Below are 17,592 nucleotides of genomic sequence, written 5' to 3'. Positions count from 1 at the left end.
GTGACCGGTCAGTCCTCGGCGGCGCGGCGGCGTGCCTCGCGCAGCTTCATGGCGTGCTCCAGCAGCGTGATCAGCACCTCCTTGGCCGACTCCCGCTTGCGCGCGTCGCACAGCACCACCGGTACGCCCGGGTCCAGATCCAGCGCGGCCTGCACCTCGTCGAGACGGAACTGCTTGGCGCCCTCGAAGCAGTTGACCGCCACCACGAACGGCGTGCCGCGTCCCTCGAAGTAGTCGATCGACGGGAAGCAGTCGGCCAGCCGGCGGGTGTCGGCGAGCACCACCGCGCCGAGCGCGCCGAGCGCCAGCTCGTCCCAGACGAACCAGAAGCGGTCCTGCCCGGGCGTGCCGAACAGGTAGAGCACCAGGTCGTCGCTGATGGTGATGCGGCCGAAGTCCATCGCCACGGTGGTGGTCGACTTCTCCTCGATGCCGGACAGGTCGTCGATGCCGATGCCGGTCTCGGTCAGCACCTCCTCGGTGCGCAGCGGCTTGGTCTCGCTCACCGCGCCGACCATTGTGGTCTTGCCGACGCCGAACCCGCCCGCGATCAGGATCTTGATCGCGGTGGGCAGCGGCGCGGCGCCCGCCGGCCGCTCAGAGCGCCCGTAGTCCATTGATAACCGCCTCGAAAACATGCTCGTCGGGAAGGCCGGCGGGGGTCGCGCGCGGCTCGCGTACCTGTACCAGGCTGCGGGCGGCCAGGTCTCCGAGGAGGACCCGGACCGTGCCCACCGGCAGGTCGAGATGGGCGGCGATCTCGGCCACGGAGAGGATCCGCTGGCAGAGGCCGACTATCGCCACGTGCTCCGGGCCCAGCCCGGACTCCGACCCGACATCGGTGCGGGTCGAGGTGACCAGCGAGATCAGGTCGAACGTGCCGGTGACCGGGCGGGCCCGGCCTCCGGTCACCGCGTACGGGCGCACCACCGGGCCGGCGTGGTCGTCGACCCACTCCTGCTCCGCGGAGTCCCTCCGGCCGGTCATCGTGCCGCGTTCTCGCCGAGGGGCTGTTCCCGGGTGGGTGACGCGACGAACCGGCCGACCCGGGTGACGAGCATGGCCATCTCGTACGCGATCAGGCCCACGTCCGCGTCCTCCGTGGCCAGCACCGCCAGGCAGGCGTTACGCCCGGCCGCTGTGACGAACAGGAAGGAGGACTGCATCTCGATGATGGTCTGCTGTACGTGCCCGCCACCGAACCGTTTGCCCGCACCACGGGCCAGGCTCTGGATGCCCGCCGCCATGGCCGCCAGGTGCTCACCGTCGTCGCGGCTCAATCCGCGGGACGAGGCCATCAACAGTCCGTCGGTGGAGAGCGCCACGGCGTGCTCCGCCTGCTTGACCCGGCCGACCAGGTCATCCAGCAGCCACGTCAGATCCGCGCTCGAAGCCGTCTTCTGCGCCACTCGTCGTCCTCATCTTCCCGGCTGTGTGCCGTCAGCTTCCGGTCCCGTCGCGTCGACGTCCCGGTCAGGTAACCTGCTCGTCCGCGTCGGCCGGCGCACCGCCGGCCTCCCGCGCTCCGCCGAGCAAGCGCGCGGCATCGGTACGGCCGCGTCGCGTGCCGCTCTGGTAGGAACTCATCATCCGGCGCACCTGCTCCGGTGCACGCGCCGTGTCGTCGGCGTCGTCGTCGTCCGCCCCGGTCTGGTCGTGCCGCAGCTCCGGCACGATGCTGGCCTGGCGTACCCGGACCGGCAGCCCCACATCGGTGACGGGCGCCGACTCCGGCTCGGATGCCGGCTCCTGCGCCTGCGCCGGGGAAGGCTCGGCCACGTCCGTCGGGGCGGCGGACCGGCGTTCCACCACCGCCAGCTCCGTGGTGGGCGCCGCCACCGCGGACTGCCGCTTGCGGGTACGCGCCGGCAGCCCGGAGGGGGTCAACCGGGGCGCCTGCGCCACCGGATCCGGCACCTGCGGGGCGGGTTCGGACGGCTGCTCCGGCTCGGGGCCGCCGTCCGGGCCGGACGGGGTCGCCGGCTCGGACACGTCGCCGGGCGGCGTGCCTCCCGCCGGATCCGGCACCGGCGTCACCGGCAGGGGCGTCCCGGGGGCGGGCAGGTCGTCGGGCGCGCCGGCGGCCGCGATCAGCTCACGCGGGATCAGCACCACAGCTGTCGTCCCGCCGTACGCGGACTCCTTGAGCTGCACCTTGACGCCGTGCCGCTCGGTGAGCCGGCTGACCACGAACAGGCCGAGCCGGGCCGCGTCGGCCAGGTTCAGCTCGGAGCGGTCGACGATGCGCGCGTTGGCGGCGGCCAGCTCGTCGGCGCTCATCCCGAGGCCGCGGTCCTCGATCTCGATGGCGAAGCCGTTCGCCACGAGCTGACCCCGGACCTCCACGGTGGTCTGCGGCGGCGAGAAGGAGAGTCCGTTCTCGATCAGCTCGGCCAGCAGGTGGATCACGTCACCGACGGCGCGGCCGGTCAGCGACACGTCGCCGAGCGGGCGCACGGTGACCCGGGTGTAGTCCTCGACCTCGGCGACCGCGCCGCGCACCACGTCGACCATCGGCACGTTGCGCCGCCAGGCCCGGCCCGGCGTCGAGCCGGAGAGCACGATCAGGTTCTCCGCGTTGCGCCGCATCCGGGTGGCCAGGTGGTCGACCCGGAACAGGTCCTCCAGTTCCTCGGCGTCGTGTTCCCGCCGCTCCATCGCGTCCAGCAGCGTGAGCTGCCGGTGCACGAGCGCCTGGGTGCGCCGGGCCAGGCTGAGGAACACGTCGCGTACGCTGCGGCGCAGTTCGGCCTGCTCGACCGCGGTGCGGACGGCGGTCTCCTGCACGACGTTGAACGCCTTGCCCACCTGGCCGATCTCGTCGTCGCCGAACTGCAAGGGTGGCGCCTCGCGGGCGACGTCCACCTCCTCGCCGCGGCCCAGCCGTTCCACCACGCTCGGCAGCCGCTCGTGGGCCAGCTTGAAGGCGGCCTCGCGGAGCCGTTCGAGCTGGCGTACGAGCGCCCGCGCCGTGGTGATCGAGACGACCACGGAGGCGATGACGGCGATCAGACCGAGTCCGGCGGCGAGCACCAGCCGCACGATGACGCCGATCGCGACGGGCATGGCCCGGGAGACGATGTCCTCACCGCCGGCCAGGATCACCTCGCGCAGGTCGGCCATCGCCTTCTCGGCGGCGGCCTGCCACGCCGCGACGGTCACCGGCGGGCGCACCTCGGCGCCCTTGGCCGCGAGCACCTGGTCCTGAAGTGTGCGGAGCTGCTGGAACGCCTCGCCCTCGACCATCCGTTCGAAGCGGACGCGGTCGCCGGGGGCGAGTTCCCGGGCGGTGCGGTCGGCCAGGAACCACTGCGCGCCGACCAGGCGGGCGAACGCGGTCTGCTCGCCCACCGTGATCCGGTTGGCCGCTATCGCGCCGGTGAGCAGGGCGTCCTGTTGGGACAGCAGTTCCCGGGACCGGTTGAGGTCGATGAGCGCCGCGGTGCCCTTGGCGATCTCGTCGTCGTCGAGGCCGCCGAGTGCGTCGAAGACCGCGAAGATCCCGTCGACCGCCTCGTCGTACGCGATGAGCGTGCTGGTCCGGTCGATGGTCTTGCGGCTGACGTCGGCGCGCACCTGACCGAGCTGGTCCAGTTCGGTCTTCAGCTCGTCGAGCCGCCGCATCAGCTCCTCGCTGGCCGGGATCTCGGTGCGCCAGTCCCGTACCGAGCGCCACAGGGCGGTGGCGGTCTCGTCGGTGCGGGCCCGCTGGGCCTCCAGCTCCCGCAGCCGGCTCGGGTCGGACTCACCGAGGTAGCGCAGCGACAGCCGGCGCTCGGCCTGCAGCTCCTGCAGCAGCGGGTCGCTCGGCTCGAACACGCGCGCGTTGAGCGTCTGCACGCCGAGCAGGTTGAACCCGTCCCGTACGGTCACCCACGCGGCGAACGCCCAGAGCGCGGTCAGCGACAGCAGCAGCGCGATGATCTTCGTACGGAGATTCGTACTGCGGGAACCCATCACACCGTCCTGGCCCGGTCTTCGGTCGGTCCGAAATCCGATCGACTCCGGCGCACGCTAGCAGCCGTCGTGAACCTCATTCAAGCGATCCTGATCATGGTGGGTGCGGCCTCCGTCCGGGCCGCCCCGGCGCGGCCGGAGGCCGCCAGCACCGCGGCGCGGACGATCCGCGTCGGGCGGTAGCGGTCCTTGTCGTGCCATAGTGCCGGTTCACCGTCGGATCCGTCCAGCTCGGACAGTCGACGGCGTCCCCGCGCCAGCGCCGACGTGACCCGGGCGTCGCCGGGCCGGCCCGCGTCGGCCAGCGCGAGCACCGCGTACGCGGTCTCCTCGGCGGTACCGTCCCACCGTCCCCAGGAGCCGTCCCGGCGCTGCGTGGCCAGCAGCCAGGCCACGCCCCGATCGACGGCGGTACGCGCCGCGCCGTCCGGCGCGTGGTCGGCCAGCGCCAGCAGCACCGCGTAGGTGGCGTAGTACGGCGAGGCGTGCCAGCGGTCCTCCCACCGCCCGTCCGGCTCCTGCCGGTCCAGCAGCCACTCGGTGACCCGGCGGCGGGCGCCGGTGACGCCGGGCCCGCTCGGGTGCTCGCCGAGCGCGTCGAGCACGTGCGCGTTCGTGGTCAGCGACGCCCCGTCCTCCCCCGGCCAGGTGCAGAAGTGCCGTCCGGTGTCGAACCCGGCCAGCGGTGAGACGCCCGGCGCGCGGCCCAGCCGGGCCAGGGCGTAGAGCGTGACAGCTGTGGTGTCCGCGTCGGCGGGCAGGCCGGGCGCGGTGGCCGCGCCGGACGGCCCGACCGCGGCGCGCAGCTCGGTCAGCACCGGCTCGGGCGTGCCGACCGGCACGCCGGCCCGGACCAGGATGCCGAGCACCCAGGCCCGCTCGAACACGGTGATCGGGCTCGCGCAGGGCACCGGGCCATGCCGGGCGACAGCGTTCAGGTAGTCAAGCGCGGGTCCGGGCTCCGGCCCGCCCAGCCAGGCGGCGGTGGCGGCCGGTGAGGCGCCGACCGCGCCGCTGGCCGACTGACGCACCCCGGGCGCGCGGTACGCCAGCTCGCCCGCCACCTCCAGCGCGTGCGCCAGCTTCTCCGGCACCGGCCGCCCGGTGGCGAGCAGTCCGCGTACCCGGGTCAGCCGGGCCGGGTCGAGACCGGCCGGCAGCGGCAGGCGGGGCCGGCCGGCCCACTCGGCCAGGCCGGGGGGCGGCCCGGCCGGACCGTCGAGGTGCCGGTCCACGGCGGCCAGCAACGCCGGCACGATCAGGTCGGTGGCCGGCAGGTCCGGCGGGGCGCCCGCGCGCAACGCGCCGGCCAGGTAGGCCAGCCCCCGGTGCGCGGCGGCGGCGGGCGCGGCGGCCGGCCCGTCGCGGTGCAGCACGGCCAGCAACGCCTCCACCGCGCTCAGCGTCGGCACCAGCGCGTAGCCGCCGGGGCCGCCCCAGCCGCCGTCCGGACGCTGCCGGTCCAGCAGCCAGGCCAGGCGCCGGTCGTGGCCGTCGAGCCAGGGCGCGAGCGCGATCAGCCGTCCGGTCTCGTAGACCGACGGTGAGGTCTGCCCCTCCGGCTCGCCGCCGAGCGCGGCGATCAGGTCGCGCGCGGTCCCGGGCCGGGTGGCGTGCACCGGTCCGGCGGTCAGCGTCACCGCACGCCCCAGAAGTCGGTGTTCCGGTAGAAGCCGGTGGTGAAACCGAGCTGCCGGGACAGGAAGTCGGCCTCCCGCGGCACCTCGCCGGCCAGCTTCGCCAGCAGGACGCGGCAGTGGTCGACCTGCTCGGCGAAGTGCCGCTCCACCTCGGCCGGGTCGTCCACCAGCAGCAGCGCGTTGAGGTCGCCGGACTCGGCGTCGCGGCGGTGGGTGCCGAGGTCGTTCACCAGGCGCAGGGCCCGCTGGACCTCGTCACCGACCTCGATCAGCCGCGCCAGCGTGCCGGCCTCGGACACCGATCCGGTGTGGATCCAGTGCGCGACGTTGACGACAGTCGCGGCGAGGTTGTCGGCGTTTGCCAGGTAGTCGGCGAGCGTGGGGCGGCCGGTGCGCCGCCAGTCCCACTCGCGGGCCATCGCGTCGAGCGTACGGGCCATCGTGTCCCGCCAGTGGTCGCGCAGCGCCGGATAGGCCGGCGCGGCGGCGACGTCGTCGCGCAGCTCGGCGAGGAACCGGCCCAGCGGGTCGGCGGAGTCGGCGCCGTCGAGCACGTCCAGGCAGACGCCGGCGATCCGGTCCACCTCGGCCCGGCTGGTGGCCTGGTGGTCGACCAGCCAGTCCACGGCGAAGCCCCACAGCACCGCGCGGTTGGTCACGGCGAGCTCGGCGGCGCTGTGCCAGGGGGCGCTGAACGCCATCGCCTGCGCGATGCTGCTGAACAGCGTCGCGTCGAACGGGTCGCCGGGGAACAGCTCGGGGTGCGCGGCGGCGGCTCTGCGCAGGCCACGCTGGCCCTGCGCGGCCAGCGCGCAGACCCGGCCCTGTTCGGCGGCGACGACGAGCGGATCCGGTGTCGCGCCGTCGGTCATGCCCCCTCCGTCCGCCCGGCGGCGACGAGTGTCAGCTCCACCCGTTCGCGCGGCCGCAGCGCCGCGGCCAGCCGCAACCCGGGTACGCCGGGGCGGTGCAGCCGGAACCGGTAGCGGCTGAGCATGGTGGCGAGGATGAGCTGGGCCTCCAGATAGAACAGGTACATGCCCAGGCACTGGTGCGGCCCGCCGCCGAACGGGAAGTGGGCGTAGCGGTGCCGGGCGCGGACCCGCTCGGGGCGGAAGCGTTCCGGGTCGAACTCGTCCGGGCGATCCCAGAACTGCCGCATCCGCTGGGTGATCAGCGGGCTGACCGCCATCGTCGCGCCGGGCTCGATCGGCACACCGTCGATGACGTCCCCGGCGACCGCGCGGCGCGGGATGATCCACCCGATCGGGTAGAGCCGCAGCAGCTCGTCCAGCACCATCCGGGTGTACGTGAGCCGGCTCAGGTGCTCGCGGCGTACCGGCTCGCCGCCGACCACCTCGTCGATCTCGGCGTAGAGGCGCTCGGCCACCTCGGGATGCTGGTCCAGGTGGGGCCAGGCCCAGGTCAGCACGTTGATGGTGGTCTCCGTGGTGGCGGCGAACATCGCCACCGTGTCGTTGCGGACCTGCCGCTCGTCGAGCTGCCGCCCGTCGTCGGTGCGGGCCTGCCAGAGCGTCGAGATGACGTCGTCGCCCTGCTCGGCGGACTCCCGTGTCTCGCGGACGATCGGCACCAGCACGTCGTCGACGACGCGTACGGCGCGGGCGAACGTGCGGTCGCCCGGCATCGGCAGCGACAGCGGCGCGAACGGCACGATGATGCGCGGGATGACGGCGGTCGCGATCCGGTCCTGCGCCTCGATCACCCGCATCGCGTCCGGCACCGAGATCCGGTCGGCGAAGAGCACCTTCATGATCGCCCGGCTGACGATGCGCGCCTGCTCCACGCCGATGTCGACCGGCTGCCCGGCACGGGCCGGCTCGTCCAGTTCAGCGACCGCGTCACGGATCGCGTCGGCCATCCCGTCGACGAGCGCCTCCACCCGCTTCGCGGTGAACATCGGCTGGAGCATGCGCCGGCTGGCCGACCAGATCTGCCCCTCGCCGAGGATCCCCTCGCCGAACAGCCGCTTCACCGGGCGCCAGAACAGCCCGTCACCGGCGCGGTCGTAGTTGTCCGCCCGGTCGCGCAGGACGTGCTGCACGTGCTTGGGGTGGGTGACCAGGTAGGGGCGGAAGGAGCCGAGGTTGAGCCGGACCAGTTCGCCTTCGGTACGGTTACCGATGTCGATGAGGGCCCGGGCGGGGTCGCGCAGCACCGCGGGCAGGATCTGCCGCAGTGGCACGATTCGGGGTCGGCCGGTGGGCCTCGGTGTGTCCGTCGTTTCGGGCACCTGAACGCTCCCTCGGTTGACTCAGGGTCGCGACCCCGTACCGACCCGTGATGTTGCCCGCGAGCATGCCATCACGAGCCGCAGATCAAAAGGCAGGTCGGAGGATATTTCACGTAACAACAATCTCTTTGTCGAGAATGGAAGCCGTGGGACGTGCGTCACTCGCGTACACAGTGGCCGCCGCGGAGCGCGAGGACGGCTCACCTATCCGGTGCCGCGGGCGCGGCACCGTCCGCTGTGCCAAGCTTCGGGCATGGACGACAAGACCATCCTGAGCCGGATCTCGGAACTCGTCGACGAGGAGCACCGGCTGCGTGCCGGCGCGCAGCAGAACGAGGCCGGCACCGACGACGAGGCGCGGGAGCGGCTGCGCGCGCTGGAGGAGTCCCTGGACCAGTGCTGGGACCTGCTGCGTCGCCGCCGGGCCGCCCGCCAGGCCCACGGCGACCCGGACGCCCAGGGCGAGCGCCCGGTGCCGGAGGTCGAGCGCTACCTCCAGTGATCCGGTCCGGCGTCCCGGGCGGTCTCCCGCCTGGGACGCCGGCCGGTCAGCGGATGCCCGCCTCCCGCAGCAGCGCCTCGGTCAGCGCCGCCGGGTCGGTCACCGTCGCCGGCATCCCACGGGCGGTGAACCAGGCGGCCACCACCCGCACGTCGCGGGCCAGGAACTCGGCCCCCTGCGGGTTCGCCACCACGTCGACCACCTGCGGCAGGTCGATCAGCACCAGCCGGCCCGCGTGCACCAGCAGGTTGTACGGGGACAGGTCGCCGTGCGCGTACCCGGCCCGGGCGAGCACCGTCAGCGCCTCGACGAGCTGGTCCCACAGGTCGCGCAGCTCGTCGTCGTCGGGCCGGACCTGGGCCAGCCGCGGCGCGGCCTCCCCCGCCCCGGCGTCGCCGACGAACTCCAGCATCAGCTCGGTGCCGAGCAGCTGCACCGGGTAGGGCACCGCGATCCGCCCGGAGGCGGCCCCGATCTCCCAGAGCCGGGACAACGCGGCGAACTCGGCCGCCGCCCACTGCCCGGCGATCATCTGCCGGCCGAACGCGGTGCGGCCGGTCATCGCCCGCATCTCGCGGGACCGGCGTACCCGGCGGCCCTCCAGGTAACCGGCGTCGCGGTGGAACAGCCGGTGCTGGGCGTCGCGGTAGCGCTTCACCGCCAGCAGGCAGCCGCGGTCGGTACCCGGCACCGCGCGGCGGACCAGGTGGACGTCCGCCTCCTTGCCGGTCTTGAGCACCCCGAGCTCGGTGTCCCGGGCGGCCAGTTCGGTGACCAGCCACTCCGGATGCGGCTCGGGGCCGTGGACGGCCTGGTCCCAGGAGGACCAGGCGTCCTCCACGTCGGGCTCGGCGTCCGGGTCGGCGAGGGCCGGCGTGCGCCGCCCCCGCTTCAGGAAGTCGGGTTCGTCGTCGTCGAAGCGGCTCTTGCCGCGGCCACGGCGCTGCGGCGCCGGGAAGTCGTGATCGCGCACGGGTGGATCTGTCCTTCGATCGAGGCTGGTGGAGGCAGGTGGAACGACCCTGCGAAGACGGCCATGACCGACCTCCTCTCCTCGACCGGGCGACCCCCGGCTGCGCACTCGCGCGGCACCATGCTCGTGCCCCGTCCGGCTCGGGTCAACGGATTTACCGCGCCGCCGCCGGCCCGCCGCGCCGCTGCCGCCGTCAGCCGGCCAGCACGGCCGCCACGGCCGCGATCAGCCCGTCCTCGATCCGGGTCGGCGCGTACCTCGGGTCGGACCAGCGGCGTCCCCGGTGCAGCCAGACGCTGGGCAGGCCCACCGCCGTCGCCCCGCCGATGTCCGCCTCCGGGCTGTCGCCGATCACCCACGCGCCGCGCAGCGGCATCCGGGCCCGCTGGGCGGCGAGCGCGAAGATCCTCGGGTTCGGCTTGCTGACGCCCGCCTCCTCGGAGATCACCCAGTCGGCGACGTACCGGTCCAGGCCGGTCGTACGGATCTTGGCGTCCTGCTGGCGGGCCGCGCCGTTCGTGACCACCACCGGCACCCAGCCCGCGTCCGCCGCGATCCGCAACGCGCACGCGACAAGCGGATCCAGCCGCATGTGCGCCACCACGCCGTCGTGCAGCTCGTCTACCAGGTCGATCGAGGGGATGCGCAGCGCGTACCGCTCGCGGATCGCGTCCGCCACGTCCCAGCGGTTGGTCAGCCCGTCCGCGTCCACGGACACCAACCAGTCGAGGTCGGCCGGCGGCGCGCCGATGCCCGCCAGGAAGCGTTCTCCCCAGACACGGAACGGCCCGTCGCGGTCCAGCAGGGTGTTGTCCAGATCGAGCAGGAGCAACGGCACCTGGGCACCCTACGGGACACACCGGAGCACCGACAGGGCCGAGGGCCCCGGCGCGGCGCTCAGGCGACGAGCACGGCGCGGGCCGCCCCGGCGTCGAGCGGGCGGTCCCGCAGCATCGTGTGTGCCGCGCGGGTGGCGGCCAGCGCGTCCGGGTCCAGCGTGGCCACCAGCACGTCCTCGCCGGTGTCGGCGCCCCGGGCCAGCGGCCGGCCCTCCGGGTCGTACACCGCCGCGCCGCCGTTGAACCGCCATGGATCGGCGCCGTCGACCGAGTTGGCGAACACCACGTACATCGTGTTGTCCAGCGCGCGGGCGGCGTAGTAGAGGTCGCGGCGGTGCGCCGAGCCGGCCAGGTAGCCGCTCGGGCAGAGGTAGCCGTGCGCGCCGTCGCCGGCGGCGGCCCGCGCGTGCTCCGGGAAACAGCCGTCATAGCAGACGCCCAGACCCAGCCGCCACGTGTCGACCTCGATCGTGGCGCCCCGGACGCCGGCGTCGAACAGCTCCCGCTCGCCGCTCCAGAGCTGCTGCTTGTCGTACGCGGCGGTGACCGCGCCGGCCGGGTCCACCACGAGCGAGGAGATCGTGCGCCGCCGGTCGGGGTGGCGCACGGCGGCGCCGATCACCACCGCGGCGCCCGCTTCGACGGCGGCGGCGCGCAGCGGGTCCAGCCGGGCGTCGGTCACCCGGCCGTCGGCGTCGGCGGCCACGTCCGTGGCGTCCGGATCCGCGCCGAGCGTCGGCGGGTGGTACGCCGGCAGGAACAGCTCGGGCAGCACGACGACGCGGGCGCCCTCGGCCCGGCCCACGAGACGGGCGGCGGTGCGGGCGTTGCCGGCCACGTCGCCCGGGACGGGCTGGGCCTGGACGGCGGCGACGGTGAGCGGGCGCGCGGGGAGGGCGGTCACCCGCCGATGGTAACCACCCCGGCGACGACAGATGATCATCCGTCACCGGATCTCAAGCCGTACGTACGGTTTGCATCGGACGGTTCCACCTGCGACGATCCGTTCGTGCCCAGAGTAAGTCAGGACCAGCTCGACGCGCGCCGGCAGGAGATCCTCGCGGCGGCGCGGGCGTGTTTCGCCCGGCACGGCTACGAGGGCGCCACCGTGCGGCGGCTGGAGGAGGCCACCGGCCTGTCCCGGGGCGCGATCTTCCACCACTTCCGGGACAAGGACTCCCTCTTCCTCGCCGTGGCCGAGGACGACGCCGCCGCCATGGTGGAGACCGTCGCCCGCAACGGCCTGGTGCAGGTGATGCGCGACCTGCTGGCCCGGGCCGTCTCGCCGGACACCACCGGCTGGCTCGGCAGCCAGCTGGAGGTCTCCCGCCGGCTGCGCACCGACCCCGCCTTCGCCAAGCGCTGGGCGGAACGTTCCGAGGCCATCGCCGCGGCCACCCGGGAACGCCTGCTGCGCCAGCGCGAGGCCGGCGTGCTCCGCGACGACGTGCCGATCGACGTGCTCGCCCAGTTCCTGGAGCTGGCCTACGACGGGCTGGTACTGCACCTGGCGATGGGCCGGCCGGCCGGCGACCTGGCCCGCGTGCTCGACCTGGTCGAGGAGGCCGTCCGCCGGCACTGAACCGTGCCGGTCTCGGTCCGGTAACTACCCCGCCCGAGGAGATCGACTCTGGCGCGCCTGCTCCACAATGAGCCGCGACCCCTCCTCGCGACAGGAGCAGACGATGACCCCCTCCGACACCTGGGGCATCCCCGGCCCCGTATTCCTGCGCTGGTACCTCCTGCTCGCCGTCGTCCTGGTCGTCGGTGCGATCGTGTACCGACGGCGCATGCTCGCGGGCACGCCGGTGAGCGTTCACGGCAACCTGGGGCCGCAGCAGGTCGCCTACCTCAACGGTGGTGACCAGCTCGCCGTCTGGGCCGCGCTGGGCGGGCTGCGCCACGCGGGTGCGGTCGGCGTACGGCCGGACCGGCGGCTCACCACCGGCGGTCCGCTGCCGGCCGGGGCCACCCCGCTGGACCAGGCGGTCCACCACGCGGCGAGCCGAGGTCTGCGGACCCGGGAGCTGGCCGCCGACGAGTGGGTGCGGCGTGCGCTCGACGAGCTGCGCGACGGCCTGGTACGCCGGGGCCTGGCCCTGGACCAGGAGCGGCGCCGGACGCTGCGGCGCGGCGCGCTGCTGATCGGGTTCCTGCTGGTGATCGGCATCGTGCGCGCGGTCTCCGGGCTGCTCAACGACCGGCCCACGGGCTGGCTGCTGCTCAGCCTGTTCCCGCTCGGCCTCGCGTTCGTGCTGCTCAACCGCGTGCCGTGGCGCACCCGGGCGGCCACCGCGGCGCTCGACGACATGCGCCGCCGGCACGCCTGGCTGCGCCCGGCCGCCGGACCCGCGTACACCACGTACGGCCCGGCCGAGGTGGCGCTGGGCGTGGCGCTGTTCGGCACCGCGACGCTCTGGACCATGGACCCCGGCTTCGCCGAGCAGGCCGAGATCCAGCGGCAGGCGATGGGCAGCACCGGCGCCGCCAGCTCCGGCACCTCCTGCGGCGGAGGGGCGACTGCCGGCGGCAGTTCGTGCGGCGGCGGCAGCTCCTGCGGCGGAGGCGGTGGCTGCGGCGGAGGCGGGTGCGGCGGATGACCGGCCCGTCCGGCGTCGGCATCGGCTGGCGCCCCGAGATCGCCGGCTTCGTCGCCGGGCTGCCGGGGCTGCGCTTCGTCGAGGTGGTCGCGGAGGCGGTCGCACCGGCCGGGCCGCTCCCGGACGGGCTCGCCGAGCTGCGCGGACGCGGCGTCGACGTCGTACCCCACGGGGTGCGGCTGTCCCTCGGCGGCGCGGAACCGGTGGACCCGGCCCGGGTGGCGCACCTGGCCGCTGTGGCCGCGGCCCTGGACGCGCCGCTGGTGAGCGAGCACATCGCGTTCGTGCGGGCCGGCGGCCTGGAGGCCGGTCACCTGCTGCCGCTGCCGCGCACCCGCGAGGCGGTCGCGGCGGTGGTGGCGAACGTCCGGCGGACGCAGGCGGAGCTGCCGGTGCCGCTGGCCCTGGAGCCGATCGCCGCGCTCTTCGACTGGCCCGACGACGAGCTGGACGAGGCGGACTTCCTCACCGAGATCCTCGACGCCACCGGCGCGCTGCTGCTGCTCGACATCGCGAACGTGCACGCCAACGCCCGCAACCGGGGCGGCGACCCGGCGGCGCTGCTGAACCGGCTGCCGCTGGAGCGCATCGCCTACGCGCACGTGGCGGGCGGCGCCGAACACGGCGGCTTCTACCACGACACGCACACCGACCCGGTGCCCGCCGCCGTGCTGGACCTGGTCCGCGAGCTGTGCGCCCGGCGCCGGCCGCCCGCGCTGCTGCTGGAACGCGACGGGCACTATCCGCCCGCCGCCGAGCTGCGCGGCGAGCTGGACGCGCTGGCCGCCGCGTCCGGCCACCCGGTGGTCACGTGAGCGGCGACCTCGCGGCCCGGCAGGCCGAGCTGGTCGCCGCGCTCGTCGCCGGTGGGCCGCTGCCGCCCGGCTTCGCCCCGGCCCCGGTCGAGGCGGCCCGCCGGGCGCTGCTGCGCAAGCGGGCCGGCGACGTGGCCCGGCACTGGCCGCTGCTCGCCGCCGGGCTCGGGCCCGGCTGGCCGGCCACGTTCACCGCGTGGGCCGACGGCCGTCCCACCAACGGTTCGCTGCGCGACGGCTGGGACCTGGCCCGCGACCTGCGCGAGCGGGACGCGTTGCCGCCGCTGGGCGCGGACGAGCTGGCCGAGCGGGAGGCCGCGAGCCGCTACGACGGCCACCACCCGCCCCGGCCTCGCCGGTGGCCGGCCCTCGCCCGGGCCGGCGGCGCCGTCGCGGTTCAGGTCGCCGGCCGGGTACGCCTGGTGCGGCCCGCCCCGCGCTGACAGGCACCCGCCGGTACGGCAGGATCGGGGTATGGATCTCGGACTCGCCGATCGGGTGTACGTGCTCACCGGCGCCTCCGCCGGCCTCGGCCTCGCCACCGCCGAGCAACTCGTCGCCGACGGCGCCCGGGTGGTCATCTCGGCGCGTACCCCGGAACGGGTGGCCGCCGCGATCGAGGCGCTCGGCGATCCACGGCAGGCGATCGGGCTGACCGCCGACCTCACCGACCCCGCCACGCCGCAGCGGCTCGTCGCGGCCGCCCGCGAACACTTCGGCCGTCTCGACGGCGCGCTGATCTCGGTCGGCGGCCCGCCTCCCGGCACCGCCGCCTCCGTCACCGACGAGCAGTGGCGCGAGTCGTTCGAGACGGTCTTCCTGGGCAGCGTCCGGCTCGCCCGGACGGTGGCCGGCGCGCTCACCGACGGCGGCGCGATCGGGCTGGTGCTGTCCACCTCGGTACGCGGACCGCTGGCCGGCCTCGGCATCTCCAACGGTTTGCGGCCGGGCCTCGCCGGCGTGGCGAAGGACATGGCCGACGAGTTCGGCCCGCGCGGCGTACGCGTGATCAGCCTGCTGCCGGGACGGATCATGACCGACCGCAACCGGGAGCTGCTGGCCGGCTCCGGCGATCCGGAGCGGGCCCGCGCGCAGGCCGAGGCGGCGATCCCGCTCGGGCGCATCGGCGACCCGGCGGAGTTCGGCAGGGTGGCCGCGTTCCTGCTCTCCCCCGCCGCCGGGTACGTCACCGGGGTGACCGTGCCGGTCGACGGCGGCGCGCTGCGCGGGCTGTGACGGTGGGCGCGGTGGCTGGGCTTCCCGTGGCGGCTGCTCTGGTGAGCCGGGTGCGGGTGGTCGCGGCGGGCCGGGCACCCGGGGCGGAGGGACGGTGAGCGATCGACGGCGTCCGGCCGGTGGGCGGCCCGAGGCCGCGCCCGGCCCGGGCACACCCGCCCGAAGCCACCCCCGGCCCAGCCGGGAACAGCTCGCCGCGGCGGCCGACCGGCTGCTGCCCGACGTGATCGCGCCCGGCCTGGACGTGCTGTTCGTCGGCATCAACCCGGGCCTGTGGTCGGCGGCCACCGGCTGGCACTTCGCCCGCCCCGGCAACCGCTTCTGGCCCGCCCTGCACCGGGGCGGCTTCACGCCGCGCCTGCTGCACCCCAGCGAGCAGGACACGCTCCCGGCGCTGGGCCTCGGCATCACCAACATGGTGGCCCGGGCCAGCGCCCGCGCCGACGAACTCACCCCCGCGGAACTCGTCGACGGCGCCGCCACGCTCACCGCCAAGGTCGAGGGCTACCGGCCGCGCTGGGTGGCGGTGGTCGGGGTGACCGCGTACCGGATCGGGTTCGCCCGGCCGAAGGCCGGATTCGGGCCGCAGCCGGAAACGCTGGCGGCGGCCCGGCTCTGGGTGCTGCCCAACCCGAGCGGCCTGAACGCCCACTTCACCCCGGAGACGCTTGGTGCCGCCTTCGCCGAGCTGCGTGCCGCTGTCGTCGCGGGCTAGTTGGCCGCGGCCGGGGGCATGGCCTCGTGGGCGACGTAGGTGCCCATCGGCACCGTGGTCACCACGGGCTCGGGCTGCTCGGCCTCGGCGTGCGGCGCGGGCGAGTCGGTGATCGCGAACTGGGTGCGGTACAGCTCGGCGTACAGGCCGCCGACGGCCACCAGCTCGTCGTGCCGGCCGCGCTCCACGATCCGGCCCTCGTCGAGCACGAGAATCTGGTCGGCGTCGCGCACCGTGGAGAGCCGGTGCGCGATGACCAGCGCGGTACGCCCGGTCAGCGCCACCGACAGCGCCCGCTGCACTGCTGCCTCGCTCTCCGAGTCCAGATGCGCGGTGGCCTCGTCGAGGATCACGATCGACGGGGCCTTGAGCAGCAGGCGGGCGATGGCGATGCGCTGCTTCTCGCCGCCGGAGAAGCGGTAGCCCCGCTCACCGACAGTCGTGTCGAGCCCGTCCGGCAGAGCCCGGACCAGGTCGGCGACCTGTGCGCCGGCCAGCGCCGCCCAGATCTCGTCGTCGGTGGCGTCCGGCTTGGCGTAGCGCAGGTTCTCCCGGATCGTCTCGTGGAACAGGTGCGAGTCCTGGGTGACCACGCCGATCTCGTCGCGCAGCGAGGCGAGCGTGGCGTCCCGTACGTCGACGCCACCGACAAGCACCTGGCCGTCGCTGACGTCGTAGATCCGGGAGATCAGCATGGACAGCGTCGACTTGCCCGCGCCGGAGGGGCCGACCAGGGCCACCATCTGCCCCGGCTCGACGGCGAACGACACGCCCTTGAGCACCGGCTCGTTGACCGTCCGGTCGAGCGTCGACACCTCCTCCAGGGAGGCCAGCGACACCTCCGCGGCGCTCGGGTAGCGGAAGCGTACGTCGCGGAACTCGACCCGGCCGCTGCCCCGCGGCACCGGCACCGCCTCGGGCTTCTCGGCGATGGTCGGGCGCAGGTCGAGCACCTCGAAGACCCGGTCGAACGAGACGAGCGCGCTCATCACGTCGACCCGGACGTTCGACAGCGCGGTCAGCGGGCCGTAGAGGCGGGTCAGCAGCAGCGCCAGCTTGACCACTGTGCCGGCGCTGACCGCGCCGGTGACCGCCAGCCAGCCGCCGACGCCGTACGTCAGGGCCTGGGCCAGGGACGCGACGAGCAGCATCGCGACGAAGAACGTCCGCGAGTACATCGCGGACTGGATGCCGATGTCGCGCACCCGCTCGGCCCGGCGGGCGAACCGGTCGGCCTCCACCTCCGGTGCGCCGAACAGCTTGACCAGGAGCGCGCCCGCCACACCGAAGCGCTCGGTCATCGTCGCGTTCATCTTGGCGTCGAGGTTGTACGACTCGCGGGTGATCTCGGCCAGCCGCCGGCCGACCCGGCGGGCCGGGATGATGAAGATCGGCAGCAGCACCAGCGCCAGCACGGTGATCTGCCAGGACAGCACGAGCATCGCCCCGGCGGTCAGCACGAGCTGGATGACGTTGCTGACCACGCCGGACAGCGTCGAGGTGAACGCGCGCTGGGCGCCGAGCACGTCGTTGTTGAGCCGGCTGACCAGCGCGCCGGTCTGGGTGCGGGTGAAGAACTGCAACGGCATCCGCTGGACGTGGTCGTACACCCGGGTGCGCAGGTCGAGGATGATGCCCTCGCCGATGCGGGCCGAATACCACCGCTGGACCAGGGAGAACAGGGCGTCGGCCACAGCCAGCGCGGCGATGATCAGGGCGAGCCGCACGACTGTCGAGCGGGCGTCCGGGCCGGCGCCGGCGATCGCGTCGATGACGTCACCGGCGAGGAGCGGCGTGGCCACACCGATCACCGCGGCGACGATCACGGTGATCAGGAAGACGATGATGTCGCGCCGGTAGGGCTGGGCGAACGCGACGATCCGCCGGGCGGTGCCGCGCTTGAGCTCGTGGGCGGAGACCTCGTCACGGTTGCGCAGCGACCGGAGCATGCTCCAGCCGCCCATGCCGCCGCCGGCCATCGGGTGGGACACTCGTCACCTCCGGGTCGTCAGGGCAGCAGGAACCGTCGGAGTCCATTCTCCCGACGCCTGTGACAACCTC

18 protein-coding genes are annotated in these 17,592 nt (G+C 74.4%); 7 read left to right on the top strand and 11 right to left on the bottom strand.

Translation table 11 applies throughout. The features are described 5' to 3' along the window. Positions 1–8: 8 nt before the first annotated feature. The 7 genes from AB0D28_RS01770 to AB0D28_RS01740 form a co-directional block, all read right to left on the bottom strand. Positions 9–617 carry an ATP/GTP-binding protein gene (locus AB0D28_RS01770; RefSeq protein ID WP_357381096.1) on the bottom strand — a complete coding sequence of 203 codons (609 nt, stop codon included), beginning with the start codon at positions 615–617 and terminating at the stop codon, positions 9–11. After that, entirely contained in the window at positions 598–987 is a 390-nt protein-coding gene (locus AB0D28_RS01765; protein ID WP_357381094.1) for a DUF742 domain-containing protein, read from the bottom strand. The genes AB0D28_RS01770 and AB0D28_RS01765 overlap by 20 nt, the downstream gene beginning before the upstream one ends. Further along, positions 984–1,409, bottom strand: a complete 426-nt coding sequence (locus tag AB0D28_RS01760) for a roadblock/LC7 domain-containing protein (protein ID WP_357381092.1) — start codon at positions 1,407–1,409, stop codon at positions 984–986. The genes AB0D28_RS01765 and AB0D28_RS01760 overlap by 4 nt, the downstream gene beginning before the upstream one ends. Positions 1,410–1,473: 64 nt before the next feature. Beyond that, complete coding sequence (locus AB0D28_RS01755; protein WP_357381090.1) at positions 1,474–3,957, bottom strand: nitrate- and nitrite sensing domain-containing protein; 2,484 nt, start codon at positions 3,955–3,957, stop codon at positions 1,474–1,476. An 80-nt stretch (positions 3,958–4,037) separates the two neighbouring features. Beyond that, positions 4,038–5,597: a prenyltransferase/squalene oxidase repeat-containing protein gene (locus AB0D28_RS01750; protein WP_357381087.1), complete on the bottom strand. Its 1,560-nt coding sequence runs from the start codon at positions 5,595–5,597 to the stop codon at positions 4,038–4,040. Further along, complete coding sequence (locus tag AB0D28_RS01745) at positions 5,594–6,469, bottom strand: terpene synthase family protein (RefSeq protein ID WP_357381086.1); 876 nt, start codon at positions 6,467–6,469, stop codon at positions 5,594–5,596. The genes AB0D28_RS01750 and AB0D28_RS01745 overlap by 4 nt, the downstream gene beginning before the upstream one ends. Continuing rightward, entirely contained in the window at positions 6,466–7,803 is a 1,338-nt protein-coding gene (locus AB0D28_RS01740) for a cytochrome P450 (protein ID WP_357381189.1), read from the bottom strand. Before AB0D28_RS01740 ends, AB0D28_RS01745 begins: the two co-directional genes overlap by 4 nt. Before the next feature lie 301 nt (positions 7,804–8,104). Here AB0D28_RS01740 and AB0D28_RS01735 point away from each other — a divergent pair, with 301 nt between their 5' ends. Continuing rightward, positions 8,105–8,353 (top strand): DUF2630 family protein, encoded by a 249-nt coding sequence (locus AB0D28_RS01735; RefSeq protein WP_357381084.1) that lies wholly within the window; start codon positions 8,105–8,107, stop codon positions 8,351–8,353. A 46-nt stretch (positions 8,354–8,399) separates the two neighbouring features. On the opposite strand, the gene AB0D28_RS01730 is transcribed toward AB0D28_RS01735, so the two are convergent. The 3 genes from AB0D28_RS01730 to AB0D28_RS01720 form a co-directional block, all read right to left on the bottom strand. Further along, positions 8,400–9,326: an RIO1 family regulatory kinase/ATPase gene (locus tag AB0D28_RS01730; RefSeq protein WP_357381082.1), complete on the bottom strand. Its 927-nt coding sequence runs from the start codon at positions 9,324–9,326 to the stop codon at positions 8,400–8,402. A gap of 193 nt (positions 9,327–9,519) precedes the next feature. Then, a complete protein-coding gene (locus AB0D28_RS01725) occupies positions 9,520–10,164 on the bottom strand; it encodes an HAD family hydrolase (protein ID WP_357381080.1) in 645 nt (214 codons plus the stop codon). A 59-nt stretch (positions 10,165–10,223) separates the two neighbouring features. Further along, complete coding sequence (locus AB0D28_RS01720) at positions 10,224–11,069, bottom strand: carbon-nitrogen hydrolase family protein (RefSeq protein ID WP_357381078.1); 846 nt, start codon at positions 11,067–11,069, stop codon at positions 10,224–10,226. 105 nt (positions 11,070–11,174) lie between these two features. On the opposite strand from AB0D28_RS01720, the gene AB0D28_RS01715 reads away from it, so the two are divergent. From AB0D28_RS01715 to mug, 6 genes are all read left to right on the top strand, one after another. Then, complete coding sequence (locus tag AB0D28_RS01715; RefSeq protein ID WP_194803152.1) at positions 11,175–11,747, top strand: TetR/AcrR family transcriptional regulator; 573 nt, start codon at positions 11,175–11,177, stop codon at positions 11,745–11,747. Between the two features lie 103 nt (positions 11,748–11,850). Further along, positions 11,851–12,765, top strand: coding sequence for a TIGR04222 domain-containing membrane protein (locus AB0D28_RS01710; RefSeq protein ID WP_357381075.1), 915 nt, complete (start codon positions 11,851–11,853; stop codon positions 12,763–12,765). Continuing rightward, positions 12,762–13,580 (top strand): DUF692 domain-containing protein, encoded by an 819-nt coding sequence (locus AB0D28_RS01705; protein WP_357381073.1) that lies wholly within the window; start codon positions 12,762–12,764, stop codon positions 13,578–13,580. The genes AB0D28_RS01710 and AB0D28_RS01705 overlap by 4 nt, the downstream gene beginning before the upstream one ends. Continuing rightward, on the top strand, positions 13,577–14,023 hold the full coding sequence (locus tag AB0D28_RS01700; RefSeq protein WP_357381071.1) for a hypothetical protein: 447 nt from the start codon (positions 13,577–13,579) through the stop codon (positions 14,021–14,023). Before AB0D28_RS01705 ends, AB0D28_RS01700 begins: the two co-directional genes overlap by 4 nt. A gap of 31 nt (positions 14,024–14,054) precedes the next feature. After that, positions 14,055–14,816, top strand: coding sequence for an SDR family oxidoreductase (locus AB0D28_RS01695; protein ID WP_357381069.1), 762 nt, complete (start codon positions 14,055–14,057; stop codon positions 14,814–14,816). Between the two features lie 94 nt (positions 14,817–14,910). Continuing rightward, the gene (gene mug / locus AB0D28_RS01690) at positions 14,911–15,531 is read left to right on the top strand and encodes a G/U mismatch-specific DNA glycosylase (protein WP_357381067.1); all 621 of its coding nucleotides are present in this window, start codon (positions 14,911–14,913) and stop codon (positions 15,529–15,531) included. Here mug and AB0D28_RS01685 read toward each other — a convergent pair. After that, positions 15,528–17,510, bottom strand: a complete 1,983-nt coding sequence (locus AB0D28_RS01685) for an ABC transporter ATP-binding protein (protein ID WP_357381187.1) — start codon at positions 17,508–17,510, stop codon at positions 15,528–15,530. The two genes, mug and AB0D28_RS01685, sit on opposite strands and share 4 nt — an antisense overlap. Positions 17,511–17,592 lie beyond the last annotated feature (82 nt).

The sequence above is a fragment of the Micromonospora sp. NPDC048169 genome (assembly GCF_040652815.1).
Taxonomy (GTDB): Bacteria; Actinomycetota; Actinomycetes; order Mycobacteriales; family Micromonosporaceae; genus Micromonospora.
This window is presented reverse-complemented; position numbering and strand designations above follow the sequence as displayed.

Excerpts from the sequence above, each read along its gene's own strand:
- AB0D28_RS01695 (WP_357381069.1), top strand. The coding sequence starts at position 14,055 with ATGGATCTCGGACTCGCCGATCGGGTGTACGTGCTCACCGGCGCCTCC.
- AB0D28_RS01710 (WP_357381075.1), top strand. The coding sequence starts at position 11,851 with ATGACCCCCTCCGACACCTGGGGCATCCCCGGCCCCGTATTCCTGCGC.
- AB0D28_RS01765 (WP_357381094.1), bottom strand. The coding sequence starts at position 987 with ATGACCGGCCGGAGGGACTCCGCGGAGCAGGAGTGGGTCGACGACCAC.
- AB0D28_RS01755 (WP_357381090.1), bottom strand. The coding sequence starts at position 3,957 with ATGGGTTCCCGCAGTACGAATCTCCGTACGAAGATCATCGCGCTGCTG.
- AB0D28_RS01770 (WP_357381096.1), bottom strand. The coding sequence starts at position 617 with ATGGACTACGGGCGCTCTGAGCGGCCGGCGGGCGCCGCGCCGCTGCCC.
- AB0D28_RS01685 (WP_357381187.1), bottom strand. The coding sequence starts at position 17,510 with ATGGCCGGCGGCGGCATGGGCGGCTGGAGCATGCTCCGGTCGCTGCGC.
- AB0D28_RS01745 (WP_357381086.1), bottom strand. The coding sequence starts at position 6,469 with ATGACCGACGGCGCGACACCGGATCCGCTCGTCGTCGCCGCCGAACAG.
- AB0D28_RS01705 (WP_357381073.1), top strand. The coding sequence starts at position 12,762 with ATGACCGGCCCGTCCGGCGTCGGCATCGGCTGGCGCCCCGAGATCGCC.
- AB0D28_RS01735 (WP_357381084.1), top strand. The coding sequence starts at position 8,105 with ATGGACGACAAGACCATCCTGAGCCGGATCTCGGAACTCGTCGACGAG.